Source organism: Paenibacillus sp. TY11, from assembly GCF_059772165.1.
In genome coordinates this window covers 19,250-45,680 of the sequence record NZ_JCBAIQ010000032.1, presented here as the reverse complement: position 1 = coordinate 45,680, position 26,431 = coordinate 19,250, and the positions used below count along the sequence as shown (strand labels likewise).

Genomic DNA, 26,431 nt, shown 5'->3' with positions numbered 1-26,431 from the left:
CGAGGGTCGCGGGTTCGATTCCCGTCGTCCGCTCCATATTTGCGCCCTTAGCTCAGCTGGATAGAGCGTTTGACTACGAATCAAAAGGCCGGGAGTTCGAATCTCTCAGGGCGCGCCATCTTTAAAAAATTATACTATCGGGATGTAGCTCAGCTTGGTAGAGCACCTGGTTTGGGACCAGGGGGTCGCATGTTCAAATCGTGTCATCCCGATATTAATTTGCGGGTGTAGTTCAATGGTAGAACTTCAGCCTTCCAAGCTGATAGCGTGGGTTCGATTCCCATCACCCGCTTACTGATTACCTAGAAGCCGAAAGGCTTCTTTTTATTTTGTCCACATTACATTTACTTCTATGTATATAGGCCATTGCAATTATGTCTTCTGTATGCACAGTTGGGGATGACTTGTGCATATTGTACATAGGCGCTTGTTACTTTTAACACCTAGATCCCGGATTTCCTCTCTAACGTACCCCTTTCTCCTGCAGTAAGGCTAATTTCGTGATCAAATCCTTTGAATATAGGAATCCTATAATTATTATGGTACGAATTCATGGCGATAACTATAAGTTGCTCCTTTGGTTGTACACATTCCCCTTTATTTATGTGGGTAAAACGGGAGTATTAATGAGAAAACACCTCTGAAACACTGAGATTATGGCTAATTTGTGCATATCTTTGTGGATAGAAGGTAATAGAGTTCACATTGTCAACAAATAATAAACATATACACATCAAGATGCATGAATTTGTGCCTTCGAAAACACACTGTTTATAAGAACTGTGCATAAAATTTCACGCATCTCTAGTTTATGCATTCAATTTCATTTATTAAATTTCATTTTTATGCATAAAAAACCAATATATTCTCAAAAAAAGTATTTCAAAAGCATGATTTTTTACTGTAAATTTTGCAGCTTTTCATGCGTTTTTATTGTATGATGTTAAGAAAGTGTCAAATTTCGTGTGTATACGTACCTTTGCTACAACTGTATATGGTGTGGAACAGATCAGATGGGGGGAAAAGCATGACTGAGCTTACGTTAACCGCTAACAAAAACCAATCCAACAATCTGCTGCGGCGGGACGTTCGTTTTCTAGGGAATATTCTTGGTGAGGTTTTGGTTCATCAGGGTGGTAACGAACTTTTGGATATCGTGGAGAAAATACGTGAGACAAGTAAATCGTTACGTGCCGGGTATCAGCCGGAGTTGTATGAGGATTTCAAACAAATGGTCAGCGGACTGGATACGGATATTCGTCACCAGGTTATTCGCGCGTTTGCGATTTATTTTCAGTTGGTAAATATCGCTGAACAAAACCATCGTATTCGTCGTAAGCGGGATTATGAGCATTCCGCTGGTGAAGATGTTCAACGCGGTTCCATTGAAAGTTCTGTTCAGGAGCTTAAACAAGGGGGGTTCTCTGCAGAGGACGTTAGCAACATGCTGGAGGAGCTCTCTCTGGAACTGGTAATGACTGCACATCCTACAGAAGCAACACGACGAGTAATTCTGGATATCCACAAACGTATTTCCGAGGACGTCATGCTGCTGGACAATCCGATGCTTACCTTGCGTGAACGGGAACAGGTAAGGGAGAATCTGCTAAATGAAGTAATTACGCTGTGGCAGACAGATGAGCTGCGTGATCGCAAGCCAACTGTATTAGATGAAGTAAGAAATGGAATGTATTATTTTCACGAGACCTTGTTTCATGTATTGCCGGATGTATACCAAGAATTGGAACGATGTTTGAGCAAATATTATCCCGAACAAAAATGGCACATTCCAACTTATTTGAGATTTGGTTCCTGGATCGGCGGAGACCGTGACGGCAATCCGTCTGTGACAGCTCATGTGACTTGGGAAACGTTACGTATGCAGCGCAAACTGGCTTTGAGAGAATATCAGCACACGCTGAAGGAACTCATGGGTTACTTGAGCTTCAGTACCAGCATTGTGCGAGTTTCTGATGATCTGCTGGCTTCTATTGAAGAAGACCGTAACCACATCACGCTTAAAAAGATGGAAGTATGGCATAACGAAAAAGAGCCTTATCGCATTAAACTGGCATATATGATTGCTAAGGTGAATAACATCCTGGATGAAAGCAAACAGGGTACCAAGGAGCGTTATAGTTCCGCGGAAGAGCTCATTGCAGACCTGAATGTTATTGACAACAGCCTGCGTCATCATTTTGCCGATTATGTGGCAGACACGTATATTCAAAAGATGATTCGCCAGGTAGAGTTGTTCGGGTTCCATACAGCTACGCTGGATGTGCGTCAGCATAGTCAGGAACATGAAAATGCGATGACTGAAATTCTTTCTAAAATGAATATTGTGTCGGATTACAGTAAGCTGTCAGAGGAAGAAAAAATAGATCTGCTGGAAAAGCTGCTGAATGAACCTCGTCCGATTACTTCGCCGTATTTAAAATATAGCGATAGCACACAGGAATGTCTTGACGTATACCGTACGATTTATTTGGCTCAAGAGGAATTTGGCAAGCAGTCCATTACAAGCTACTTGATCAGTATGACCCAGGGAGCCAGCGACTTGCTGGAGGTTATGGTGTTATCCAAAGAAGTGGGCCTGTTCCGCATCGAGAAGGATGGCACTGTCATCTGTACGCTGCAATCCGTCCCTTTGTTCGAAACGATAGATGATCTGCACGCTGCACCTGATATTATGAGAAGATTGATGAACTTGCCTGTATATCGACAATCTGTGGCCGCGATGGATCAGCTTCAGGAGATTATGCTGGGGTACTCGGACAGTAACAAAGATGGCGGTGTGGTTACAGCGAACTGGGAACTTCGGGTCGCTATGAATAGCATTACGGAAGTAGTTAATGAGTTTGGCGTAAAAGTGAAGTTCTTCCACGGTCGTGGAGGAGCACTGGGTCGTGGAGGTATGCCACTTAATCGCAGCATTCTGGCTCAACCTCCTCATACAATTGGAGGCGGAATCAAGATTACGGAGCAAGGCGAAGTGCTATCATCCCGATACTCGCTCAAAGGCATCGCGTATCGGAGCCTGGAGCAGGCGACATCGGCGCTGATTACGGCTGCCGCATATCATCGTTCCGGGAAGAAGGAAGTATTCGAGGAGAGCTGGGAGGAGATTATCGCCCGTATTTCCCAAGTATCACTGGAGAAGTATCAGGATTTGATTTTCCGAGATCCAGATTTCTTCAACTTCTTCAAAGAATCTACGCCGTTGCCTGAGGTAGGCGAGCTGAATATTGGATCTCGTCCGTCCAAGCGTAAGAACAGTGAACGTTTTGAGGACTTGCGTGCCATTCCATGGGTTTTTGCATGGACACAAAGTCGTTACTTGTTACCTGCATGGTATGCGGCTGGAACGGGTTTGCAAAGCTTCTATCAAAACAATGAAGATAACCTTAAAGTGCTGCAAACGATGTTTAGGGACTCTGCTTTCTTCCGGTCACTTATTGATACACTGCAAATGGCGATCGCTAAAGCGGATTTGCTGATTGCAGAGGAGTATGCTGGGATGTCGGATAATGAAGAGGCACGGCAGCGTATCTTCGGGCAGATTTCAGCAGAGTTCAAGCTGACATCTGAGTTGATTTTGAAAATAACCGGACAATCCGAGATTTTGGACGATGTGCCGGTTATTCAGGAATCTATCCGGTTGCGTAATCCTTATGTCGATCCGTTAAGTTATTTGCAGGTTCAGTTGCTAAGTGAGCTACGCGAGCTGCGTGATCAGAACGGTGATGATACTGAAATGCTGCGTGAGGTATTGTTGACGATTAACGGAATTGCCGCAGGCTTAAGAAACACCGGCTGATATGGTTTGGCTGTATGAATACAGGCAATCGGGTACTCATGGGGTGCCCGATTGTGCTGTTTGTATAGTGATGACAGGCGTGCGTGCTGTTAGTGTCAATACTACAGTTGATTTCCGGATAAAATTAAACTACGATGAATAATCATAAACATGTAATAAGTAACCCATCAGCAAGTCTGGGGGAGTATAGAGTGGATAATATGGAAAGCCGCTTGGTTAGGCTGGTACAGAAAGGCGATCAGCGAGCTTTTGCGGAGTTAGTCGAGTTATATAAAGATCGGATTTTTCATCTTTCCTACCGGATGCTAGGTAATCGCCATGAGGCGGAGGATCTGGTGCAGGAAACTTTTTTGCGTGTGTATCGTAATTTGGAAAAGTATGACCATGGACAGAAGTTCTCAACCTGGATTTATCGGATTGCTACAAATCTGTGCATTGATCGTCTGCGAAGGAGAAAACCTACATACTCACTGGATGCTGAAATGAATGATCAGGAAGGTGTCGATGGGTACGCCATGCTCGCTAGTGAAGAGCTTACCCCTGAGGGGAGTACGCTGCTGTCCGAAACGCAGGCTTTAATTCATGACGCTATTGACAGCCTTCCGGATAAATACAGGACGATTATGGTTTTACGGTACTTACAGGAGCTTTCTTTGCAGGAAATTAGCGATGTGCTCAATCTCCCAGTCACTACTATTAAGACAAGAGTACACAGGGGCCGGGATTTTCTGCGCAAAAAACTGGAGCACAAGCTATAAATCATGTGCATAGATTCTAGGAAAAGAGTCTGCATAGATGTTTTTATGAAACATAATGCTCGTTGTAACGTATGTAAGATGAGCAAAGTTTCTAAGCCGGAGCATGTTATGTTGAGAAACACGGAAGAATATTAGAAAGGATTGGCTCATATGGATTGCAAACAAGCCGTCTCTTTTATGCATGACTATCTAGATGGCGACCTATCTGAGCAGGACAAACATGAGTTGGAACAACACTTGTTAGACTGCCCAGAATGCCGCATGCGTTTTAAAGAGCTGGAGCGGACGGATGCGATGCTTTACGGTACACGCTATTATCAAGTGCCGTGTGTATCGGATGAGCTGACATTTCGCATTATGAATGCTTTGCCGCCGCATAAAAGACAGACTGCGGTGCCTATGCTGACTTGGGTGAAAAGGCATCCCGCTGTAACAGCCGCCGCCTTCTTCCTTATTGTTATATGCTCAAGTATGGCCAGCTTTTCTGGCACGGACCATCAATTGGTAGTCAAAGGAAGCCATCTGGATCAAGTCGTTATTCAGGGCGATACTGTGATTGTACCTGAAGGGAAATCCATTGCCGGAGATTTAACAGTGCAAAATGGTGAGGCCCGTGTATACGGCGAAGTGGAAGGAAATGTTACTGTGATTGACGGCTCTTACTATCAAGCGTCCACCGCCCATATTGCAGGACAGGTTAAAAGTATTGATCAAACCTTGGATTGGATTTGGTACAAGGTTACTGATTTATTCGGGGGACCGTCTTCTCCATAAAAGAAGCTTGAAATGGCAAGAACGATATCGAGCGCCTCTTTCCGCTGGAAAAGGCGTTTTTTTGTATATGAATCTGGCGAATTGTACTGTATTTTACTGATTTTAGCGGTTCTTTTGTCACACAGCTTGCAACGCGAGCCTGATCGTTATAACCTAGATAGAGAGAGCATACTGTGTACATATTACACCCACTCACTACAGAAAATTGCGGGGGCATGCGCATGTTGGATTATTTTGCGGACCTGACTTGGAAAGAGTCCATTAAAGATATTATCGACATTTTGATCGTAACCTATATTATGTATCAGCTTATTTTACTTGTTCGCGGAACGCGTGCAGTTCAATTGTTGAAAGGAATTCTGTTTCTGGTTGTCATTTGGGCGGTTAGCACCTGGTTTGATTTGTATACGCTCAAGTGGTTGATGAACCAGATGTTCACCTTTGGTGTGGTGGCTATTTTTATTATTTTTCAGCCTGAGTTACGTCGTGCTCTGGAACAGTTGGGGCGTGGCAAACTATTTGGGCGTTCGTCTGCGGATGATGAAGAGATTAACAAGTTAATCGGAGAAATGATTAAGGCGCTGAATTATTTATCACGTAGGAAAATAGGAGCTTTGGTCGTATTTGAGCGCGAGACAGGGCTAAACGAATATACGGAGTCTGGTATCAAGACACAGGCCGTGGTCAGTTCTGAGCTGCTAATTAACATCTTCATTCCCAATACGCCTTTGCATGATGGTGCGGTGATTATTCAAAATAAACAGATTGCTTCTGCGGCCTGTTATTTGCCATTATCGGAAAATCCGTTCATTAGCAAGGAGTTGGGAACCCGTCACCGGGCTGCGATTGGGGTGAGTGAGGTAACGGATGCCGTAACTGTCGTGGTTTCGGAGGAAACAGGGCAAATTTCTTTGGCCATTAATGGACAGGTCGTTCGCGACATTAAGGAAGAATCCCTAATCTCCAAGCTTTATGAGGAGTTGCGGCCAACACCATCTTTGAAGGAAAAACGCGGCTCATTCTGGAATCGGAGGGGAGGCCGTGGAAATTCATGATGGACAAATGGATTAACAATAATACGATTTCCAAGATATTGGCGCTTGCGGTTGCTGTCCTGCTGTGGGGAATGGTCCATCTAGATACAGGTACACCTACATCTACGCTGACCGTTTCTTATAATAATAAAATAATTGATAATGTGGGTATTCAGGCCAGTGGTCTGGATGATTCAAAATATGTGCTGTCTACCATGGACACTGACCATGTAAAAATGGAGGTCAGAGGACAGCGTTCTGTGCTGACTTCTTTTTTCGCGGATAATTACCAGGCAAAGCTAAACTTAAGCGGCTTAGGAGCAGGTACTAAAACATTGTCACTCGTACCGGATCTACCGGATGGAGTGGAATTGGTATCTATGACTCCTAACCGTGTTACAGTGACGATTGAGGAAAAACAAACGAAATCATTTAATGTATCTATAGTACCTAAGGGGAGTCCAGATGCGGGGCTGCAGCTTGGTAAGCCTGTGATTGCTCCTCAAACCGTAAAGGTTACCTTACCCAAAAGCCAGTTGAGTACCGTCACTACGGTTCAGGGGGCTGTTAATACGGATGGCGTCTCAGAAAAGTTTGAACAGAAGCGTGTAAAACTGAAGGCTTATAATAAAAAGGGACAGGAACTTACAGGAGCGGTCATTGAGCCATCCACTGTGTCCGTTGAAATTCCGGTAACTCAGCAGGCGAAATCTGTGCCTGTTAAGATTGTCTATGCTGGAGAGTTGCCAGACGGATTGGCGCTTTCTAAAGTCAATGCAAACGTGAAGGAAGCGGCGGTATATGCATCGCAGGATGTATTGAGCAGCCTCAGCTCTTACGTCACGGCTACATTGGATTTAAGTCAATTCACGGAAGCGGGGACTCGTACAGTTCAAGCTAATTTGGCAGCCCCCTCAGGTTCTGATAAAATCGAGCCAGGGTCAATACAAATTCAGGTGACCGTCGTCCCTTCCAATGAAGTCACAGATACGGAACGGACGCTGTCAGGCATTCCAATCGTTTTACAAGGTGCGGGAGATGGAGCTACCGCGACCATTACAGCGCCCACAGGCAAGACGATGGATGTTACTGTAAGGGGCCCGCAGGATATGGTAAACAATTTAACCAATGATGATGTTAGTTTGGTGGCAGACGTAAGTGGCCTTACGGCTGGTCAACACGAGGTTACTCTGCAGGTAGGCTTGCCTAAGTATATCACGCAAGCCGGGAATGACGGCCAACTAAAGGCAACGGTAAGCATTGAGAGCCCTTCTACGCCTGCTGTAACGAATCCGAGCAGTGAGAATGAATCAAACCCTCCTGGTAGTGGCGAAAAGGGGCAGGAGAGGCCACAGGAGGGGCAGGGCAGTCAAGGTGGATACTCTGACGCTAATACCGGGGACAATGCAGCTGCGGAGGATAAGACAAGTCCTCATAACGGCGCAGATTCTTCTGCGAATGGAACCCCGGAGAACAGTCAGCCATAACATGTTTTATCTGTAGTAAATAATCAAGATTTATTAGACAAAAAAAGGGAGTCATTTTACATGGGGAAATATTTTGGTACAGATGGTGTACGAGGCGTTGCTAATCAGGAACTTACAGCCGAACTGGCATATAGCATTGGCCGCTGCGGCGGATATGTTTTAGCAGGTAATGTAGAGAAACCGACAGTTGTTATTGGTATGGATACACGGATATCCGGACTGATGCTGGAATCGGCTCTTGTAGCCGGTTTGCTGTCCATTGGGGCTAATGTGGTTCGTCTAGGTATTGTTTCGACACCTGGGGTGGCATATCTCACACGTCAATTGAAAGCTGACGCTGGTGTAATGATCTCAGCATCACACAATCCAGTTGAAGACAACGGCATTAAGTTTTTTGGCGGTGACGGTTTTAAATTGACAGACGAAACGGAATTGAAAATTGAAGAGCTCATGGATGCAAAAGAAGACCAACTGCCTCGTCCAATTGGCGGTGGATTGGGAACGGTTGTTGTAGACGAGCATTCTCGCTACGATTATCTGGAGTTCTTGAAAACAACAATTAGCCATTCTTTTGAAGGGTTAAAAATTGTACTGGATTGTGCTAACGGAGCAGCTTATGAGCTGGCGCCGAAGCTCTTTGCAGAACTGGGAGCTGAGGTACACACTATTGGTGCCGAGCCGAACGGTTTGAACATCAATGATCATTGCGGCTCGACTCATCCTGAAAAGCTGAAAGAGGAAGTACGCCGCTTGAAAGCAGATATTGGTTTGGCCTTTGACGGCGATGCCGACCGTCTGATCGCGATTGATGAGAACGGGGAAGAGGTAGACGGCGACTATATTCTCTGCATTTGCGGAGATGCAATGAACCGTGCGGGAAAACTCAAGGACAGCACCATTGTATCAACAGTGATGAGTAATATCGGTTTTTATAAAGCTACTGAAAAGCTGGCACTCAAGACTGCAAAAACTGCCGTCGGAGACCGTTATGTAATGGAAGAAATGCGTCGGGGTGGATTTAACCTAGGCGGTGAGCAGTCTGGTCATGTTATTTTCCTGGATCACAATACGACAGGCGATGGCATGCTGACTGGGATTCAGCTGGTAGATACCTTGAAAGCTTCCGGCAAGAAAATGAGTGAGCTAAAATCGCTCATGAAACAGTATCCGCAAGTGCTCGTAAATGTGCGTGTGCAGGACAAACGCAATTACGAAGGGAATCCTGCCATTGCAGAAGCAATTGAGCAGGTGGAACAACAATTGGGCGATAATGGGCGTGTATTGGTCCGTGCTTCAGGTACAGAATCGCTTATTCGTGTGATGGCCGAAGGCCCGGATAAGGATGAACTGGAGCAATTTGTGGGTCAGATCGTAGATGTCGTGAAGAAAGAATTAGTTTAAAATTTTGTAAACGTCGGTTGCCTGTGAAAAAGAAGCAGGCAACGGCGTTTGCGGTTATTTACTAACGATTTATGGCCTTCATGGTGTAATTATGAATAAAGTGTCATTGCCAAATGATACTTAGCTGAATATAATATAGGGATGCTGTGACTCAGATAGAGAAAGCGAGGGTTGTAAGGTAACGTAATACAAGCGCCAGAGCTTGATTTTGTGCGGGGGAACTTGGTGGAGAAGCAATGGATTCAGTTGAGATAAAGTTGCTCGCAAATCGGTTCACGACAAAACAAGCTGACGAGGTGAAGGTGTTCGAAACATTCGGCGGGGACCTTCCGGTGAAGCATCGAGCCGTAAACCGGCAGCGGAAAATGAACAGGCAACTGTTTACACAACGCACCGGTAGATGCCTTTATTATTTTATAACCTAAATTATAAGATTCATTTCATGAATGTGCGGCCATCATCATTGGCGTGCGCGGTTTGGGAATTTCGTTACATTCGTGAAGAGATGCCTGTAAATTCTATAGTTATCATTGACAACTTCATAGATGAATGAACTTTATTCCACAATTTACCGCACACGTTAGTCCTGTGATGAGTCGTCTTGTGAAATGATGATCGGGAGGATAACGAATATGTGTGGCATTGTAGGATATATTGGTAATCAGAATACGCAAGAGGTATTGATTGACGGATTGAAGAAGCTGGAGTACCGCGGTTATGACTCTGCGGGTATTGCCGTGTTTACAGATTCAGGATTGCAAGTAGCCAAGGCAAAAGGTCGTCTGGCGAATCTGGAAGCTAAACTGGATGGTACGCCGTTGGTAGGCCATGCAGGCATCGGACATACACGTTGGGCAACGCACGGTAAGCCTTCTGATGAAAACTCCCATCCGCATTTGGATGAGAGCCAAAAGTTCTCTGTAGTTCACAACGGAATTATTGAGAACTATCTGGAACTGAAGGAGCAGCTGATCAGCGAAGGTCATACCTTTATTTCTGAAACGGACACGGAAGTTATTTCCCATCTGGTTGCGCGTGAATATAAAGGGGATATCGTTAAAGCAGTACAAAAAGCAATTACCTTTATGCGCGGTGCTTTTGCACTGGGTGTGCTGACAGAGCACGAGCCTAATAAGCTGGTAGCTGTTCGTCAAGCCAGCCCGCTGGTTATTGGTGTGGGAGAAGGGGAGAACTTTATCGGTTCCGACATTCCGGCTATTCTGAAATATACACGCAATGTATTTATTTTGAACGATGGCGAAATGGCTGTTTTGACCAGTGACGCTGTCGAATTAATGACAATCGAAGGCCAATTTATTTCTCGGGAAATGATTCATGTCGAATGGGATGCTGTAACAGCGGAAAAAGGCGGCTATGAGCATTTCATGCTGAAAGAAATTCACGAGCAGCCTAAGGCTTACCGTGACACGATGTTGGGCCGTATTGATAAAGACACTAAAAAAGTCGTTCTTCCAGAGCTGAAGCTGACAGAAGAACAAATTAAAAATATTCGCAACATTCAAATTGTGGCGTGTGGTACAGCTTATAATGCTGGTTTGATTGGTCGTACGGTTATTGAAAGTCTGGCCCGTATTCCGGTGGAAAATGACGTGGCTTCCGAGTATCGTTATCGTTCGCCAATCGTAACACCAGAAACATTGGTGATCGTGGTGAGTCAATCTGGTGAAACTGCTGACACTTTGGCAGCACTGCGTGAAGCACAAGCAAACGGCGCTCATGTACTGGCGATTACAAACGTAGTCGGTAGCTCCATTGCCCGTGATGCAGATGATGTGTTGGTTACACTGGCAGGACCGGAAATTGCCGTAGCCTCCACTAAAGCATACTCTTCGCAGTTGATTGCGTTCTATCTGTTTGGTTTGTATCTGGCTCAAGTACGTGGCACACAAACAGATGAGCAAGTAGCTCATGTGCTGGCGGCTATGGAATCACTGCCAGAGCAAGTGGAAGAGATGCTGAGTAAAGCAGATGCGATCAAAGCCTATGCTGAGCAAATTGCAAGCCACAAGCACCTGTTCTTTATTGGTCGCGGTCAGGACTATGCTGTAGTACAGGAAGGCTCCCTGAAGCTCAAGGAAATTTCCTACATTCATTCCGAGGCTTATGCTGCGGGTGAATTGAAGCATGGTACACTGGCATTGATTGAAGACGGCATTCCGGTTATCGCTTTGGTAACACAGGAATCCGTGTTGGAGAAAACCGTGAGCAACATTAAGGAAGTCAAGGCTCGTGGCGCAGATGTTCTTGCGATTACGTACGAAGAGCACGCAGTTGAGTTGCTGAAGTCCGTGGATCAGGTATTTGCCATTCCGAAGACACTTCCAATTCTGTCTGCTGCAATTTCAGTTGTATCTCTCCAATTGTTGGCTTACTACGCTTCTCTTGCACTGGGTCATGATGTCGACAAACCACGTAACCTGGCGAAAAGTGTTACCGTAGAATAAGCTTTAGCAAAATTCTAAACTAATTGTTGTTAAAAGAAAATAAAGTATTAGACTGAAAAATAAAGTGTTAGACTCGGGAAATAAAGTATTAGACTAAGAAAATAAAGTTGTAGACTGAGAAAATAAAGTATTAGACTAACAAAATTGGCCATACTACTACTAGAAGCTCTTCAACTGTCTACAGAACTGACATCCAGATTAACATCATGACTCCAAACGGGGCTGCCTTCGGGTAGCCCTGTTTTCTTTTAGGGAGGCGTAATCATGGCAAAACGTAAGCGTGAAATCACGGATGCTAAAATTGATAGATTCATCAAAGAAGGTAGAGGCCAAGGGACAGGAGCCGATTATCTTCCTTGGCTGCGAGTACAGGATGTGCCTTCTACAGGTAGATCGACCCGTGGTGTTGGTTGGACCACGGGCAGGCAGCATACCTTTTTGTCCGATTTAGAGCGCGATTATTTCTATGCACTGGATTATGCCGATGAGGTAACAGACATTCGAGAGCAATACCCCCTTCTTCCACTGGAAGAAACGAAGCTAATCGCGGACAAGCTCGGTATAGAACATCCAAAAGATCCTAAATCAGGCGTAGATATCGTCATGACTACGGACTTTTTAATTACATATAAGGACAAGGAATACGCAAGAACTGTGAAGCCAGCTAAGGACCTGGAGAACGAACGTATACTTGCGAAATTTGAAATTGAACGGATGTACTGGGAGACGCATCAGGTTGATTGGGGAATTGTGACCGAACACGATTTACCATATACGTTGATCCGCAACGTGGAATGGGTTCATAAAGAGTATTCCAACACAGATGTCGGAACGCTGGGGGTATTTGCCGTCCAAAGCTTGGAACGTATTCTGGCAGCTTTGCTATTATCAGGTGCAACAATAGCAAAGGCGTGTCTTGCTTGCGATGAACAAATGGGATTGGAAGCCGGCACATCTTTAGCTATGTTCAGATATTTTGTAGCTCGGAAGATTTGGACAGTTAATATGCATGAAAAGATTAATCCTTCGAATAGTGCTAGTGGGTTTAGCGTAATTAAGACAAACGATTTATTGACGAAAGGCGGCTAGGGTATGCAATTACTTTATGAAAATATGGTTGTCGAATGGCAGTTGCCTGAGTCGGACTTACGTCAGGTTGAGAGAATACTATGGATTGCTCCTAACAAAGAATATCTCTATTGTATTGCAATGGACGATGATAAGGCCTTTCCTGTTATGAAGCCTTACTCGGAATATGCGGTGGGTCTTGATTCTAAAATGTGCAAGTTGGTCGAGTGGGTTAACGATAGTGTTCCTGTGGTTGATACTGATATTGCTCCAGAGCATCTAGCGCTTCGTGAAAAGTCATGGGATGTCATCAAAGATATTGTACTGGATGAGCCGAATTGCTTCGACAAAAGCTTCAGGGGAGCTCGAATCCGCGAAGTTCAGGTGCGAACAACTGTTCATAAAAGCACGATATACCGCTATTTGCGCAGATATTGGCAAGGCGGCAAAATGAAGAACACTCTGCTGCCTCACTATAATAATTGCGGAAGTTATGGCAAAGATCGCTCTCCTACCGATGTCAAACGGGGACGGCCTCGAAAGTTTGAAAATGAGCCTGTCGGCATAAATATTGATGAGGAAATTAAGCAGTTGCTGAGATCGGGTATTCGATTGTTCTATAACACAAAGGAGAAATCGCCTTTAAAACATGCCTATCAGAAAACGCTGGAGAAGTTTTTTGCAAATGGGTATCGGAAAGAAGGACAAGCTCTTGTACCTATTCTCCCTCCTCCAGAGAAGCTGCCCACTTTCGGCCAATATAAGTACTGGTTTCAGAAAGAAATGAATCTTGAGGATACGTTGAAAAGCCGGCTCGGAAAAAAGAGATACGAGTTGAATTACCGTCCGATACTCGGAAGCTCTACTCATGAGAGCTTTGGACCGGGGGCACGATTTCAAATTGATGCTACTGTTGCAGATGTTTATTTGGTAAGCGAATATCAACGGGAATGGATTATTGGCCGCCCGATTATATATATCGTCATTGATGTGTTTAGCCGCTATATAACTGGCATGTATATTGGCTTGGAAGGTCCGAGTTGGGTAGGTGCCATGATGGCATTAGCCAATACAACGGCTGATAAAGTCAGGTATTGTGCCGAATATGGCATTGAAATAACCGAATCCGAGTGGGCGAGTAGTCATTTGCCTCAAAAGCTCACAGCAGATCGCGGTGAGTTGGAGGGCGACAAGCCGACTCGACTTATAGATGTTCTAGGGGTGGACGTTGAGAATGCACCGCCCTACAGAGCGGATTGGAAAGGGATTGTGGAACAGCAATTTCGACTTGCTAACTTAAGAAGTATTCAATTTATGCCTGGAGCGATCAAGGAACGCTATAGAGAACGCGGCGAGCGCGATTATCGTCTTGACGCAAAATTAACGCTTCGAGAGTTTACTCAGATTATGATCCGGTACGTTCTTTATCATAACAACAACCATCATATGCTCTGGTATGATCGCAATGAATTTATGGTAGCCGATAATGTATCACCTGTGCCACAAGAGCTATGGCAATGGGGAATTGTAAATCGGACTGGTCGTTTGAAGAAGCTTCCCGAGGCGATTGTTAAGCTTAATCTGCTCCCTCAAGGAGAAGCCACCGTGACATCCGCTGGTATTCAGTTCAAAGGTGTCCATTACAGCTGCGATCTGGCGATGCGAGAACAATGGTTTGTTAAAGCCAGAGTCGGCAAGACCTGGCGTGTAAAAGTATGCTATGACCCGCGATCAACCAACGAAGTCTACTTGTGGTTGGATAATGGAAGACAATTTGAGGTATGTACCCTGCTTGATCGAGAAGAAAGATATCTCAATAAGAGGTTTGAGGAGGTAGACGATCTACTAGAAATCGAGCGTTATCACGGCAGACATCATGAGGTAAACAACATGTTGGCCAAAATCGACTTGGATGCACAGACCAAGGCCATTGTGGAGCAAGCGACGAAAAAGACAGACGAAGCGTTGCGTCATAGCGATAAAAGCAATAATCAGCGCGTTAAGGGGATTAGAAAAAATCGTAGTGAAGAAAAACAGTTAAATCGGCAACAAGAGGCCTTCCAGTTATACGAACCCCATGCAGTTGAAGTCAAAAGTTCCATAGCCGATAATGTCGTACTGATGAAACAAGACGAACCGCCAAAAGCAAAAGAAGTTTATATTCCTCCAGCGGACAAGCTGTCCAAGATTAAAGCCTATTTGCAGGAAGACGGTGATGAAGAGTGAACGAGATAGACGTTCCGTTGTTTCACTTCAGTCGAGGGCATTTTATGGAAGCCAATTATCAAGATCCTCTACTTGAGGATTATCGGAATAATCCACTCTTGGAGGCTTTGCCTCCTATCTGGGATGACAAAACGGTGGCCAAAAATCTCGCACACAATCCGAGTTTTAAAATATCTGAACGAGAATTACCCGTCCATTTGAGAATGCATTGTGTGCAGCGTATTTCAAGAGAATTCTTTCGACCATTATCGAGACATCTCGAACTGCAACAAAGTCTCTCCAGATTGATCAGGGATGGTTATGTGGGTCGTAATCCTCTTACCCCTAACTATGCCTTCAGAGCCCGTAAAGATGCATATGAGCTCATTCTGAAGGGGAATACGAACGGTTACCCCGTGAACACGCCGACATCGGCAGGTTTTGCTCTTGTTGGTATATCCGGAATCGGGAAATCGAGCAGTCTGATGCGTATTCTCCAGATGTATCCGCAAGTGATCTTGCATCGGAAGTATAAAGGGCAGGACATGCCTGCCCCCTATCAGATTGTGTGGTTAAAAATGGATTGCCCACATGACGGTTCCATACGAGGCTTATGTTTGAATTTTCTTCTGGCTGTCGATAGCTTGGTCGGAACGAAATATTACAAAAAGAACACCACAAAAACGACGGATGAATTATTGCCGATCATGGCGCAAGCGGCTGCAGTACATTGTCTTGGCGTGCTTGTAATTGATGAAATTCAAAATTTGCAAGAGGCCAAAGATGATCGCGCTGCGCAGATGCTGAACTTCTTCGTCCAACTGGTGAATACGATTGGTCTTCCGGTCATTCTTGTGGGTACTTATAAAGCGTTGCCTGCCTTGAACGGAGAGTTCAGGAATGCGCGGCGCAATAGCGGGCAAGGTGATGCCACATGGCATCCTTTTCAAAAGGATGAAGAGTGGGAATGGCTTCTGCAGGGACTATGGAAGTATCAGTGGACAGATAAGAAGGTTGAATTGACTCCTGAGTTCATCAATGTCATGTTCGAGGAATCGCAAGGCATATCGGATATTGCCATTAAGTTGTTTATGCTGACCCAGTGGCGTGCGTTAGACAAAGAGATTGAGCAAATTACGCCAGAGATGGTGCGATCCGTTGCCAGAGACCGATTCACATTGATTAAGCCTGCACTTGAGGCTTTGCGATCAGGGAAAAAGCAGCAAATTCAAAAATTTGCAGATATCTATGACAGCGTATCTGTAGCTGATTATCTGGATCGAATTGAAGCGGAAAGACGAAAAGCTGAGCGTCTTGAAGTTATAAAGACAGAGCTTGGCTATGATCTTCAGGAGCAGACGATTGCCGAAATTCATGGTTGGCTAATCGAAGCTGGTATAGAAGAAGCCAGCGCATTGAAAGCAGCACAGGCAGTAGCCCTGAAGCATCTGGATGAATTGGATTCCGTTGATTTGCATAAAGAAGCGCTCAAGATCGCGCTACAGAAACAGAATGAATCAACTGTGTCAAAGTCACAGCAGCGTAGTAAAGCGAAAACGAAGTTGCTACCAACAGAGCCGAGTGATCTACGGGTTATTGTGTCCCAAGGAAAGAAACAGAAGTTAGCAGCTTATGAATCATTAAAGGTCGCGGGATATATTAAAAATCCGTTGGAGTTTATCGGCTAAGGGGAGGTGAACCGGATGAGCGAATACAGCCGTTTGCCTCTCTCCTACCCAGATGAATTACTTTATAGCGTAATTACACGTTATCACTTGCGGATGAACAACACCAGCCCGAAATGGACGTTAAGAGAAGTGTTTGGTACGGAGAATGTTATACCCACGCTGGATCTTCCCAGTCATATCGAGGATCTCTCCAAGCGAAGCCAGTTAATTGGCATATCCTCCGATCAATGGATTGACGAACATACGTTATTCGCGTTCTATGCCCCCTTCCTTCCATCGGAACGCTGTAGACGCCTACGGCAGATGATGAAAAGCAAAGACGGAGCTGGCATTCATACGCTGACAGGAATTACGGCCAGTTCGGTTGGTAGAAGCAGTGATTTGAAGTTCTGTCCTGTTTGTTACGAGGAGGACATAACGAGGCACGGTGAACCCTATTGGCATCGGACTCTCCAGGCTACTGGAGTAATGATCTGTCCAAATCATGGTGTTGTGCTTCACCGAATACTTGACCCGGTAGCAGAGCGTCATGGATTAACGGTGTTGCCAATTGCGAGGTGTTTATTTCAATCCGAGCCGGTGCTAATGAATATTTCAGAAAAAGCCCTGTTACGATTGCAAGAGATTGCTCTGGATGTTCAATTACTGATTGGTATGGGACAGTCGCATGAGTTGTATGACTTGAGGGAGTCCCTGCTGTATAAATTAAGTGAACAAGGTTGGCTGACGCCAACGAAACGAATTCGGCAACGTGATCTTGCAGAACAGTTTACCGTCTATTACGGCAAAGAACTGCTAAAGATGCTGGGATGTATGATCAATGGGAGCGATTATTCCTGGCTGACCGTGGCAACAAGGAAGGCTCGAAGAGCTGTGCATCCATTAAGACAACTGTTGCTTATACGTTTTCTCTATGGTTCTTTCAAGCTCTTTTTAGAGCAAAGAAATGTCAGGTATTCTCCTTTCGGTGAAGGACCGTGGCCTTGTCTGAGTAAAGCTGCAGATCATTATAAAGAATCGACTATAGAGAGGGTACAGATTACTCGCTGTACGGATACGGGTAAACCGGTTGGAACATTTACGTGTAGGTGTGGTTTTTCGTACTCCAGAAGAGGACCGGATCAGTCATTGCAGGATCGTCTACGAATTGGTCGTATAAAAGCCTTCGGTCCTGTTTGGATGAACCAACTGAAAGTTCATTTGCATGATGGTTTATCTTATCGGGCTACTGCAGAAAAACTTGGGGTCGATACGAATACTGTCATTAAGTACGCGCTACATGATCAGGTAGAGCAAGGATTGGATCACAGCAAGACTCCAGCAGGTTTGAAATCTAAAAAAGCTAAACTTTCTGGGAGGAAATCTGCTACAGGTTACATCCGAGTTGATTGGGAAACACGCGACCTTGAAATAAGTTGGGAAGTTGAAGCAGCCTGTAAAAGGCTACTTGAAGACAGTCAGACGAAGCCAGTTCGGATCACTGTTGCTTCGATCGGTAAGCGTATTGGGAAGCTTGCGTTGCTTGAGAAGCATAAAGACCGACTTCCTGTAACTACGACGATTTTAACTAACTATCTGGAGACGAACGATCAATTTCAGATACGAAGAGTTCAATGGGCAGCGACACAAATGAAAGATGAATTTCCCATCAAACGATGGAAGCTTATAAGAAAAGCTGGATTAAGACCTGGCTTTTCGCGGAGTGTGTCGGAGGTTCTTGATTACTATAGCGGTCAGGGACTGCATACTTTGAGCATCACAGGTGAGGTGACATCGCAGTGGCATCAATAGAATTTCGTCCTTGGCCATTTTTAGAGAATGAAGATGTTGAATTGTTTTGGTTTGGTTCTCCCTATACGGATTATAAGGGGGATTGGAGAATTCGTATCGCTTTTAGAAGAGCATCCGGGGAACTGAAGATCTTGACGCGTGCATGGGGAACAATTCCTTTATTACGAATCGGACAAATTTATACGGATGGTGTACTTAATCAAGTTCGTCCAATGAGTGGATCGTCTTATACGTTCACCATACCCTCGCTCGATACTGGTGTGGTTGTGAACGCATTCCAAATGCCAAAGCGCCTTATCGATTTTGGGAAGAATCCCGAGTTGGGTACGCAAAAAATCGTTCAGTATACCACGGGAAATATAACATTGTGTATTCCTGTTATTGAGCTTGTCAGAGCGATGTTTATTAATTCAAGGCTAATGGCGTATTCTTTGATGCAGCCGCATGGCTTGGAACAACTCATTGAAGATTGTGAGTTTGAAAAGAGTATTCTTCATTTCCATTTAGGGCCTCGTGTTCCAAATACAATGGCTACGGAGAGCAATGCTCGTCATATGTCTTGGATCTATTTAGACTTTAAAATGAAAGCTATGTGGGATTCGATTTACCAAGTGTTATTTAGCCAAGCAATAGCTGAGTCTCCCACCAACCCGGCAAAGATGCTAAGAAAAGGCACTCCTCTTAATGTAGAGCTGCCATCTACTGGTTCCGTTGAACTGGTCGTACGCGGCGATAAATTTATAAATATGATCTTGGTGAAAGAGATTTTGGGATTCGCGGGGTTCACGCATCCAGCCAATGAAATAGAATTCTGGCATCACTCCAAAAAGCGGCAGGAGTCCGTCTTTGGAGACAGACGTTTGAGAATGACGTCTCGTTCCAAGAATGATGACTTCATCATAAATGATGAAAGTAAAGATGCAAGAGAGAATACGAATCAGGATGTGCTAGATGCTCCTCCCACTTTCATGAAGTTCATTAATTATCCCGTAGTGAGAACGCGAAGGAAAAGTGTAAGGCAAACGAATGCTGGAAACGATGTAATTGATAGTTCAGGCAGAGGTGGTAAGAATTCGGGAGAATCAAGGGAAGTCAGTGTTCAGGATTCAGTCGTAGGTGGCGATTTGCCTCCCATTGATTTCAAAACATTAGAAATGGTTCCTATTACTGAAGCCGTCGGACTGGAAGATTTCTTTGAGATGATAAGTATGTTGAAGGAGATGACATCGTATTCTATTCGGATGTCTGTGGTTCGTGTTCCTCATGGAAAGAAATTTTCCATATGTCCGAACGGATTACGTCGTACTTGTGCTATTGCCCAAGTATCGAATGGAGTTTTTACGAAGTATATACTCGAAATAGCTAGACCTGATGACTGGTCCATTTCAACACTTATTTTACAACCAGTTAATGATATGTTTCTCAAGGAAGTAGAAAAAAAATTATTTTGCTATTAAGAGGTTTAGTAGAAAGAAGTGGCCACTGGGATAAGGACATTTTGGCGGAGTGCTCCGGATTGAATATTGAGAAGGTAAAGCATCTTAGGTATGACAAAATTATTGAATGGTCACAAAGAATTAATGGGAAAATTACTTAGAATTTTGCAGAGTTTTATAGTACAATAGAACTATATGGTGGTTTATTCTGGAAGTGGACAATTTAAAGAATGTAAAAGAGTAATAGTCATATTAAAAATCCATAAGGATGATGAATTTGGATAATAATGAAAGAGTATTTATTAATTCTGCTGAATCAGAGGAACTACCCATTCATGCGATGGCACGGGTAGTAATTCAATTAGGTGAGCAATTAATTGAGAATGAGATTGTTGCATTATTAGAATTAATTAAGAACAGTTATGATGCTGACGCCAAAAATGTAGTTATAGAAATCAACACCGTAACTCAAACTAATTTTGGTCAAGGTTATATTAAAATCAGTGATAATGGAAACGGGATGAATAAGGAACAAATCTCAAAAGGTTTCTTATTAATCTCAACCACAAGTAAATCAGATAAATCTAGAAGTGTTAGACACGATAGAATTCCTTTAGGAGAAAAAGGAGTCGGTAGACTATCAACACAACGGTTAGCAAAATATTTAAATCTTCGAACAAAGGCTTGGAAGAAGGATGAAGAATTTTTACTATCAATTGACTGGGATAAATTTAATGATGATGTGACATTAGGAAGTGTGACTGCTTTTTTAGACACTAAAGAATTTAATATTCATGAGTTTGACAGTAACGGCTTTGATGCTAAATATCTTCCTAAACAGATTGATGAAAATGATTTTGGCTTTACGGAGCTTTATTTAGTTGGTTTAAACAATGTTAATTTTTGGGATCAGAAGGGCATTGATAGAATTCTTGGTCAAGAAGTTTTAAGGCTTATATCACCATTCAAAAAAAATGATAGTATCGATATAACAATTGAGCTAACAAATACTGAATTTTCAAAGAAAATAGTACGTACTGAATCTATCGATGAGGAGTTTTTAGAAGATGCAGCTATGTATAAGGTTGATTTTGGTTTCTCATATCCCACATTAAGTTTGAGTATGTCTTTTAAACCAATGTTCTATAAAAGATTAGAAGGTAAGGAGCCCCGAGAGGGTTTACCTAAAAATTATATGGAGAATCATATTGCAATAGATGAGAACTTAAAGAGCATCAATATTGAAGAATATAATGATAAACTAAAAAGCCAATTAAAAAAAACCATTGTAAATAATAATATTAGCTACGCAGACCCAGGTTCATTTAAAGGTGTTTTATATATATATAATTATGCAATAGAACAATTACAGAATGAGTTTTATGAATCAGTGGCTACTAAATACTCAAATTTTTTTAATAAAGACAAGGATGTAAAAGGATTTCTGAAGGACAATGCTTCTGTAAAAATCTATCGTGATAAGTTTAGAGTGCTTCCTTATGGTAATGTAGACAATGATTGGCTAGGACTTACAAAATTATCTCAAACATCGGGTAGCTTTTTTGGTCCTAAAGTTGCAAATACAATCGGATATGTAGATATAAACTCTGTAGACAACAATAAGTTAAAAGAGATGACTAATCGTCAGGGTTTTATATTAGATCCTTACGGCGAAAACTTTTTAGCAATATGCCGTGAAGTCGCTATTTTAGTGTCTAAAGAAGTGCGAAGACAAACCGATGTTTTTGGAAAAAAGTATCCTAGATTATCAAATCCCAATGCACATGAAGAAGTCGAGGAGATTATCCACAAAGCATCTTCAGATGTAAAAGAAATGTTATCTGCAACAAGAAAAATAGCAGACAGATTAACAGAAGAGATGAATTCTACTCAGTTAAGTCTATTTCAAGAAAGCCACAAAGATGAGTTGGTAAACAAGGCAGGCCAGACAATAAACAATATAGTTGAAAAAACATTGAATATAACAAGCAGTTTAGAGAAGGCTTCAGAAGAGATGAAAGCTGCAAAGAGATTATATAATTACTCTAAAGATGAATTAAGCCCGCTATTAGAATTATCTGCATTAGGAATTATCGCAGAAGCTCTGACACATGAACTGAATAAATCAATAATTAATACTAGATTTAGAGCTAAAAATATACAAAATGAGGTGAACATCTCTTTAAAAAGCGATCAAAATCAGAGTGAAACATTGAAGAAAATTTATGGCGAGGCAAGATTAATCGAAGCAGAATCAAACTCAATTGATCGTCAAGTCAAACATTTGGCACCTGGTTATCGGCAAAGAAGGAAGGCTAAGGATAAAGTTATACTAAATAAAGAACTTAAAAACATATATAAAGAAGGAGTCATGTCTGAAAGAGCAGAGAAACACGGAATAAAAATTAACTTATTAGAAGAAGGAAATATTACAATTCAATCTTCTCTCGGATTCATAATTCAGATTTTTGATAATTTATATATAAACTCCGAATATTGGTTGCAAAGATACTATAACGATCAAATGATTACCAACAAAGAATTTAATATTAAAATCACTGAACATGGATCCGTACAGATATGGGATAGTGGTTTAGGTATTGATCCAGTTATAGAAGAAAGGCTATTTCTACCTTTCGAGACACAAAAAGATGATGGGAGAGGATTAGGCCTATATATAGTAACTTCAATACTTGAACTTAATGATTCCATAATAAGGTTATTACCTCAAAGAAATATTCATAACAGAAAGTATATCTTTGAAATTGATTTTTCAAAAGCGTTGCTTTAGAAGGAGAAATTATGACTATAGATCAGCCGTTTGATATTTTAGTGGGACTGTTAAAAAAATGGTCTATCAAAAATGTAATAAGTATTGACGATGGGTGGAAAATTGAGAACGCCGATATTGATGAAGATTTTTTATTTAAATTATTACTACAAAACAATTACGAAATCAGTCAGATATGTACTTCATCTATGTTTGAAAATTTCTCTGAAATCAGTAATATCATTGAAACTGTAGACTTTGAAGAATTTATTGATTTATATCAGACACTTAGTCAGTTTGATATGGAAAAATTAAATAGTATTCTACTAGGTTTTAAGCCAAGAGAACTTCAATTTAATGCAATTGAAGAGAGCCTAACATTTCTTTCAAGAGTACTCCAACAATTACTGGATTGTGGATTTAATGTGACAAATGCTAGTGAATATAATGTTTCACTTCTAGAAAAATTAGAAGGAAAAACTTTATGGTTATTGGATAGAGAGATTAAAGGAGATAACTCGCAGGTTTTCTCAATATTAGAGAAGGTAGTAGAAAACAAAGATGTCGCTTTGATTATTACTAATGATGATTCTACACTATCTTCAAGAGGACAAATAAGGGAATTTGTAAGAGAAAACTTTTCTAAATATCATACATTAGCGACTAGTTTTCTCTGGGTTTTACGTAAAGATAAGGTTGATTCAGATTTAATGATTTCAATAAAAAATGTACTTCAGGGTGTAACTTTAAATGATACTTTGAATATATATAATGAAATTAATCAAAAAATCGAAAATATAGCAGATGAGCGACTAAGATTTTTAGAACCAGAAGATATTAATGACTTTTTTAGAAGTTCCTTTTCAGAGGGGTCACAACTCAGTGATACACTATTAAGGATTAGACGCGCGGTGATGTCGAAGTCATTTAATGAAATTATTAGCAATGAATCTCACTACGTAGATAGTTTACTTAATAACAGAGAGCTTATAGAGCAAATTTTATTACCTTGGGGACATGAACCCACTGAACAATCGGCATTTGTTGCTGCAGGCAATGCGAATAGTATTGGAGATTTAACACAAGATCATAAGGTTATTCCAATACATTCGTATGAGCAATGGGACTACAATGTTAATTTATTAGGTAGTTGTGTATATACCGGCGATCTATTTGTTAAAACAAATTATAATCATAAAAGTAACCAATGGGTAAAAAGTAAATCGGTCTACTTGTTAATTACTCAACCATGCGATACGGTTCTTCGCAATACGAACGGTACCATTCAAAGAGGGAGTAAAGTTGCCAATCTAATTAAGGGAGAACTCATTGAATATGGCACAAGTTCATACAGGAGAAATGTAGAACAACAGGTGCCAAATAAACTTAAAGTACATTTTGCGAGAATTAATGATAAGTATGGGATGATTCTATTTGATTTGAAAAATATGTTCCAAATCGATTTTAAAATACTTGATCTATGTTCTCTTGACCCTAATGGAGAAGCTTTATTGAGCATAGAGAATTTAAGCAGATCCCGTTTTATGACTTCTATATCAAAAAAATATTATGATCAAGATATGAGAGATTTTATTCATTCATTAAATAATTATCAGAATGAAACAATTGAAACTCAGTTCAGGAAATTCTCAAAAGATAAAATTACTGTTGAAGAACTTAAAGTAATTTTGGAAAAAGAATTTCAAAAAACAACTTTAAAGAATGATACTATAATTCCACCAGAGATAGATTTTATTTCAGAATGTGGTTTTACTATTTCTCGAGTAGCTAGACTCAATGATGAGTATATATTAAATATTATTAAACAGAGTACAGAATACCAGGGAAGACAGGCACTTCCAGGGCTAATGTTGTAATTCACTTAAGTTATAAATCATTGATCATTTTTAGAAAAAAGATGTATACTTATATCAGATTGAGCCGCGCATCATAAATGATGTGCGGCTCAATCCTGGATTCAGTTTGGAGGTGTTGGACGATGAGAACTAGTGTTGAAAAAGAATGGTGGAAAGGGCTGGATCTTAATTATACTGGAGAAAATAATTTTGCATCTTTCTTTTCGTCTAACGGAAATATCCACTCTTATCCGGCAAAAGCTGTCCCCGAAATGGTAGTATCTTTATTGAAAAAACTAAAAGAAGAATACTCCATCACAAAGGTTTTAGATCCATTTGTTGGTAGTGGAACTGTTGCGCTGGAATGTAAATATCTAGGGTTGGATTTTTATGGTTCTGATATGAACCCGTTATCAATATTATTAGCTAGAACAAAGTCATTAACTGTTAGTAATACAGCATTTGTAGAGAAATCATTGAAAGTCTTCACTGATACGATAAGTGAAAGATTCACTCCAGAAAAAATGGTCAAATTAACAAAGTTTGATAATATTGAATATTGGTTCAAACCAATGAATATAAAAGAGCTATCTTATATAGAACAAGAAATAGATAAATTTTTACAAGGATGCTCCCAAAAATATATAGAGACATTTGCATTAATTTTATTAACTGCTTTCAGTTCTACTATACGTGAGAGCTCTTTAACAAGGAACAGTGAGTTTAAATTATACCGTATGTCACCTGGTGATATTGATAAGTTTAATGTGGATTCTATTGCAGTGTTTAAAAATAAGATTGATAATTTATTAGGTCTGTTGGTTGAAACTAATAAACTATCCACTAGAAAAACAACTACAAATATTCAACTGAAAAATGCTAAAGACTTATCATATCTTAAAGAAAACCAAGTTAATGCGGTACTTACATCCCCACCTTATGGAGATTCTCAGAGTACTGTAGCATATGGTGAATTTTCAAAACTTCCTTTACAGTGGTCTAAAGGGTTATTACTCCGTTATTTAGGTATCTCTACGACAGCTGAAAACGTTGATGAATATTTACTAGGTGGAAAAAAATCAATAAGTAATATTTCACTAAAAAAAATAATACGCTCCTCAAATACGTTAAGAAATTTATTCAACGAAATGAGAATCGTCTCTCGACAAGGTACTGATCTATACAGGAATTTAATTAAAGATTTAGAACAAATTATGAAGGATATAGAGAAGAATATATTTGATCCTTCAAAATTGATAAGCAACAAAGAGCTATATGAGTTAGTAAAAGAGAGAATTCGTTTGGATTATTATAGAGTCCTTAATAAATCAGGGGAATTATCAAACAAAGAAGTTAAATTAAGCGCGAGGAAACTAACAGAAATTTTTCTTAGTGAGCTGAATGGGGATAACCTGTGCTCCGAAACAATTCAAATCTTATCAGATAAACTTCCGTTTGTTAAGGAAACGCTTAATCGCAAAGTCATTGCTTTACCACGTAGAGTTAGACAAGTGCTACATTTTTTCAAGGAATTGTATTTAGTTGTAGGACAGACAGATCAAGTGCTAGTTGAAGGTGGAGTTCAAGCATGGATAGTAGGTCATAGAACAGTGCTAGGTTCAATTACTGTTGATATGGCAGAGGTCTTAAATGATTGGTTCGTATCTCTTGGATATGATAAAGTTATTACTCTCCATCGACAGTATTCTTTTAAAAGATTACCACATCATATCAACTCAACAGTGACACGTAAGAGCGAAATCAAAACCATGATGGAAGAACACATAGTCATAGTAAGGAAAATACCCCCTACTGAGTAATTCTGGTAGGGGTTTATTTTTCATTGAGCAAGTGAAATGTATATTTTTATTAAGACCT

At 41.5% G+C, this 26,431-nt stretch carries 15 protein-coding genes and 3 tRNA genes; all 18 read left to right on the top strand.

What is annotated here, in order from left to right:
• Nucleotides 1-41: 41 nt before the first annotated feature.
• The 18 genes from AC6EJC_RS24790 to AC6EJC_RS24705 all read left to right on the top strand — a co-directional run bounded on the left by AC6EJC_RS24790 (nucleotide 42) and on the right by AC6EJC_RS24705 (nucleotide 26,373).
• Nucleotides 42-118: transfer RNA gene (locus tag AC6EJC_RS24790), tRNA-Arg, on the top strand.
• A 20-nt stretch (nucleotides 119-138) separates the two neighbouring features.
• Nucleotides 139-212: transfer RNA gene (locus AC6EJC_RS24785), tRNA-Pro, on the top strand.
• Nucleotides 213-221: 9 nt separating this feature from the next.
• Nucleotides 222-292, top strand: a tRNA-Gly gene (locus AC6EJC_RS24780).
• 735 nt (nucleotides 293-1,027) lie between these two features.
• Nucleotides 1,028-3,820, top strand: coding sequence for a phosphoenolpyruvate carboxylase (gene ppc, locus AC6EJC_RS24775; RefSeq protein ID WP_444956217.1), 2,793 nt, complete (start codon nucleotides 1,028-1,030; stop codon nucleotides 3,818-3,820).
• A 191-nt stretch (nucleotides 3,821-4,011) separates the two neighbouring features.
• Nucleotides 4,012-4,578, top strand: a complete 567-nt coding sequence (gene sigW / locus AC6EJC_RS24770) for an RNA polymerase sigma factor SigW (protein ID WP_016818747.1) — start codon at nucleotides 4,012-4,014, stop codon at nucleotides 4,576-4,578.
• A gap of 150 nt (nucleotides 4,579-4,728) precedes the next feature.
• A complete protein-coding gene (locus AC6EJC_RS24765) occupies nucleotides 4,729-5,352 on the top strand; it encodes an anti-sigma factor (protein ID WP_444956216.1) in 624 nt (207 codons plus the stop codon).
• A 221-nt stretch (nucleotides 5,353-5,573) separates the two neighbouring features.
• Complete coding sequence (cdaA, locus tag AC6EJC_RS24760; RefSeq protein WP_013312127.1) at nucleotides 5,574-6,407, top strand: diadenylate cyclase CdaA; 834 nt, start codon at nucleotides 5,574-5,576, stop codon at nucleotides 6,405-6,407.
• Nucleotides 6,404-7,873 carry a CdaR family protein gene (locus AC6EJC_RS24755; protein ID WP_444956215.1) on the top strand — a complete coding sequence of 490 codons (1,470 nt, stop codon included), beginning with the start codon at nucleotides 6,404-6,406 and terminating at the stop codon, nucleotides 7,871-7,873. Before cdaA ends, AC6EJC_RS24755 begins: the two co-directional genes overlap by 4 nt.
• 60 nt (nucleotides 7,874-7,933) lie before the next feature.
• Nucleotides 7,934-9,274, top strand: a complete 1,341-nt coding sequence (glmM, locus tag AC6EJC_RS24750) for a phosphoglucosamine mutase (protein ID WP_013312125.1) — start codon at nucleotides 7,934-7,936, stop codon at nucleotides 9,272-9,274.
• Between the two features lie 632 nt (nucleotides 9,275-9,906).
• On the top strand, nucleotides 9,907-11,739 hold the full coding sequence (gene glmS, locus AC6EJC_RS24745) for a glutamine--fructose-6-phosphate transaminase (isomerizing) (protein WP_444956214.1): 1,833 nt from the start codon (nucleotides 9,907-9,909) through the stop codon (nucleotides 11,737-11,739).
• A 264-nt stretch (nucleotides 11,740-12,003) separates the two neighbouring features.
• Complete coding sequence (locus AC6EJC_RS24740; RefSeq protein ID WP_444956213.1) at nucleotides 12,004-12,828, top strand: TnsA endonuclease N-terminal domain-containing protein; 825 nt, start codon at nucleotides 12,004-12,006, stop codon at nucleotides 12,826-12,828.
• Between the two features lie 3 nt (nucleotides 12,829-12,831).
• A complete protein-coding gene (locus AC6EJC_RS24735) occupies nucleotides 12,832-15,033 on the top strand; it encodes a TnsB C-terminal domain-containing protein (protein WP_444956212.1) in 2,202 nt (733 codons plus the stop codon).
• Nucleotides 15,030-16,700, top strand: coding sequence for an ATP-binding protein (locus tag AC6EJC_RS24730; protein ID WP_444956211.1), 1,671 nt, complete (start codon nucleotides 15,030-15,032; stop codon nucleotides 16,698-16,700). The genes AC6EJC_RS24735 and AC6EJC_RS24730 overlap by 4 nt, the downstream gene beginning before the upstream one ends.
• A gap of 15 nt (nucleotides 16,701-16,715) precedes the next feature.
• Complete coding sequence (locus AC6EJC_RS24725; protein WP_444956210.1) at nucleotides 16,716-18,491, top strand: TnsD family Tn7-like transposition protein; 1,776 nt, start codon at nucleotides 16,716-16,718, stop codon at nucleotides 18,489-18,491.
• Nucleotides 18,479-19,948 carry a hypothetical protein gene (locus AC6EJC_RS24720; RefSeq protein WP_444956209.1) on the top strand — a complete coding sequence of 490 codons (1,470 nt, stop codon included), beginning with the start codon at nucleotides 18,479-18,481 and terminating at the stop codon, nucleotides 19,946-19,948. The genes AC6EJC_RS24725 and AC6EJC_RS24720 overlap by 13 nt, the downstream gene beginning before the upstream one ends.
• 256 nt (nucleotides 19,949-20,204) lie before the next feature.
• Complete coding sequence (locus AC6EJC_RS24715) at nucleotides 20,205-22,718, top strand: ATP-binding protein (RefSeq protein WP_187360563.1); 2,514 nt, start codon at nucleotides 20,205-20,207, stop codon at nucleotides 22,716-22,718.
• An 11-nt stretch (nucleotides 22,719-22,729) separates the two neighbouring features.
• On the top strand, nucleotides 22,730-24,574 hold the full coding sequence (locus AC6EJC_RS24710) for a hypothetical protein (protein WP_149034411.1): 1,845 nt from the start codon (nucleotides 22,730-22,732) through the stop codon (nucleotides 24,572-24,574).
• A gap of 122 nt (nucleotides 24,575-24,696) precedes the next feature.
• Nucleotides 24,697-26,373: a DNA adenine methylase gene (locus tag AC6EJC_RS24705; RefSeq protein WP_187360562.1), complete on the top strand. Its 1,677-nt coding sequence runs from the start codon at nucleotides 24,697-24,699 to the stop codon at nucleotides 26,371-26,373.
• Nucleotides 26,374-26,431: the final 58 nt, after the last annotated feature.

Coding starts and splice junctions, on each gene's coding strand:
- glmS (WP_444956214.1), top strand. CDS start 9,907: ATGTGTGGCATTGTAGGATATATTGGTAATCAGAATACGCAAGAGGTA.
- AC6EJC_RS24725 (WP_444956210.1), top strand. CDS start 16,716: ATGAGCGAATACAGCCGTTTGCCTCTCTCCTACCCAGATGAATTACTT.
- AC6EJC_RS24705 (WP_187360562.1), top strand. CDS start 24,697: ATGAGAACTAGTGTTGAAAAAGAATGGTGGAAAGGGCTGGATCTTAAT.
- AC6EJC_RS24735 (WP_444956212.1), top strand. CDS start 12,832: ATGCAATTACTTTATGAAAATATGGTTGTCGAATGGCAGTTGCCTGAG.
- AC6EJC_RS24755 (WP_444956215.1), top strand. CDS start 6,404: ATGATGGACAAATGGATTAACAATAATACGATTTCCAAGATATTGGCG.
- AC6EJC_RS24740 (WP_444956213.1), top strand. CDS start 12,004: ATGGCAAAACGTAAGCGTGAAATCACGGATGCTAAAATTGATAGATTC.
- AC6EJC_RS24765 (WP_444956216.1), top strand. CDS start 4,729: ATGGATTGCAAACAAGCCGTCTCTTTTATGCATGACTATCTAGATGGC.
- AC6EJC_RS24710 (WP_149034411.1), top strand. CDS start 22,730: ATGACTATAGATCAGCCGTTTGATATTTTAGTGGGACTGTTAAAAAAA.
- cdaA (WP_013312127.1), top strand. CDS start 5,574: ATGTTGGATTATTTTGCGGACCTGACTTGGAAAGAGTCCATTAAAGAT.
- glmM (WP_013312125.1), top strand. CDS start 7,934: ATGGGGAAATATTTTGGTACAGATGGTGTACGAGGCGTTGCTAATCAG.
- ppc (WP_444956217.1), top strand. CDS start 1,028: ATGACTGAGCTTACGTTAACCGCTAACAAAAACCAATCCAACAATCTG.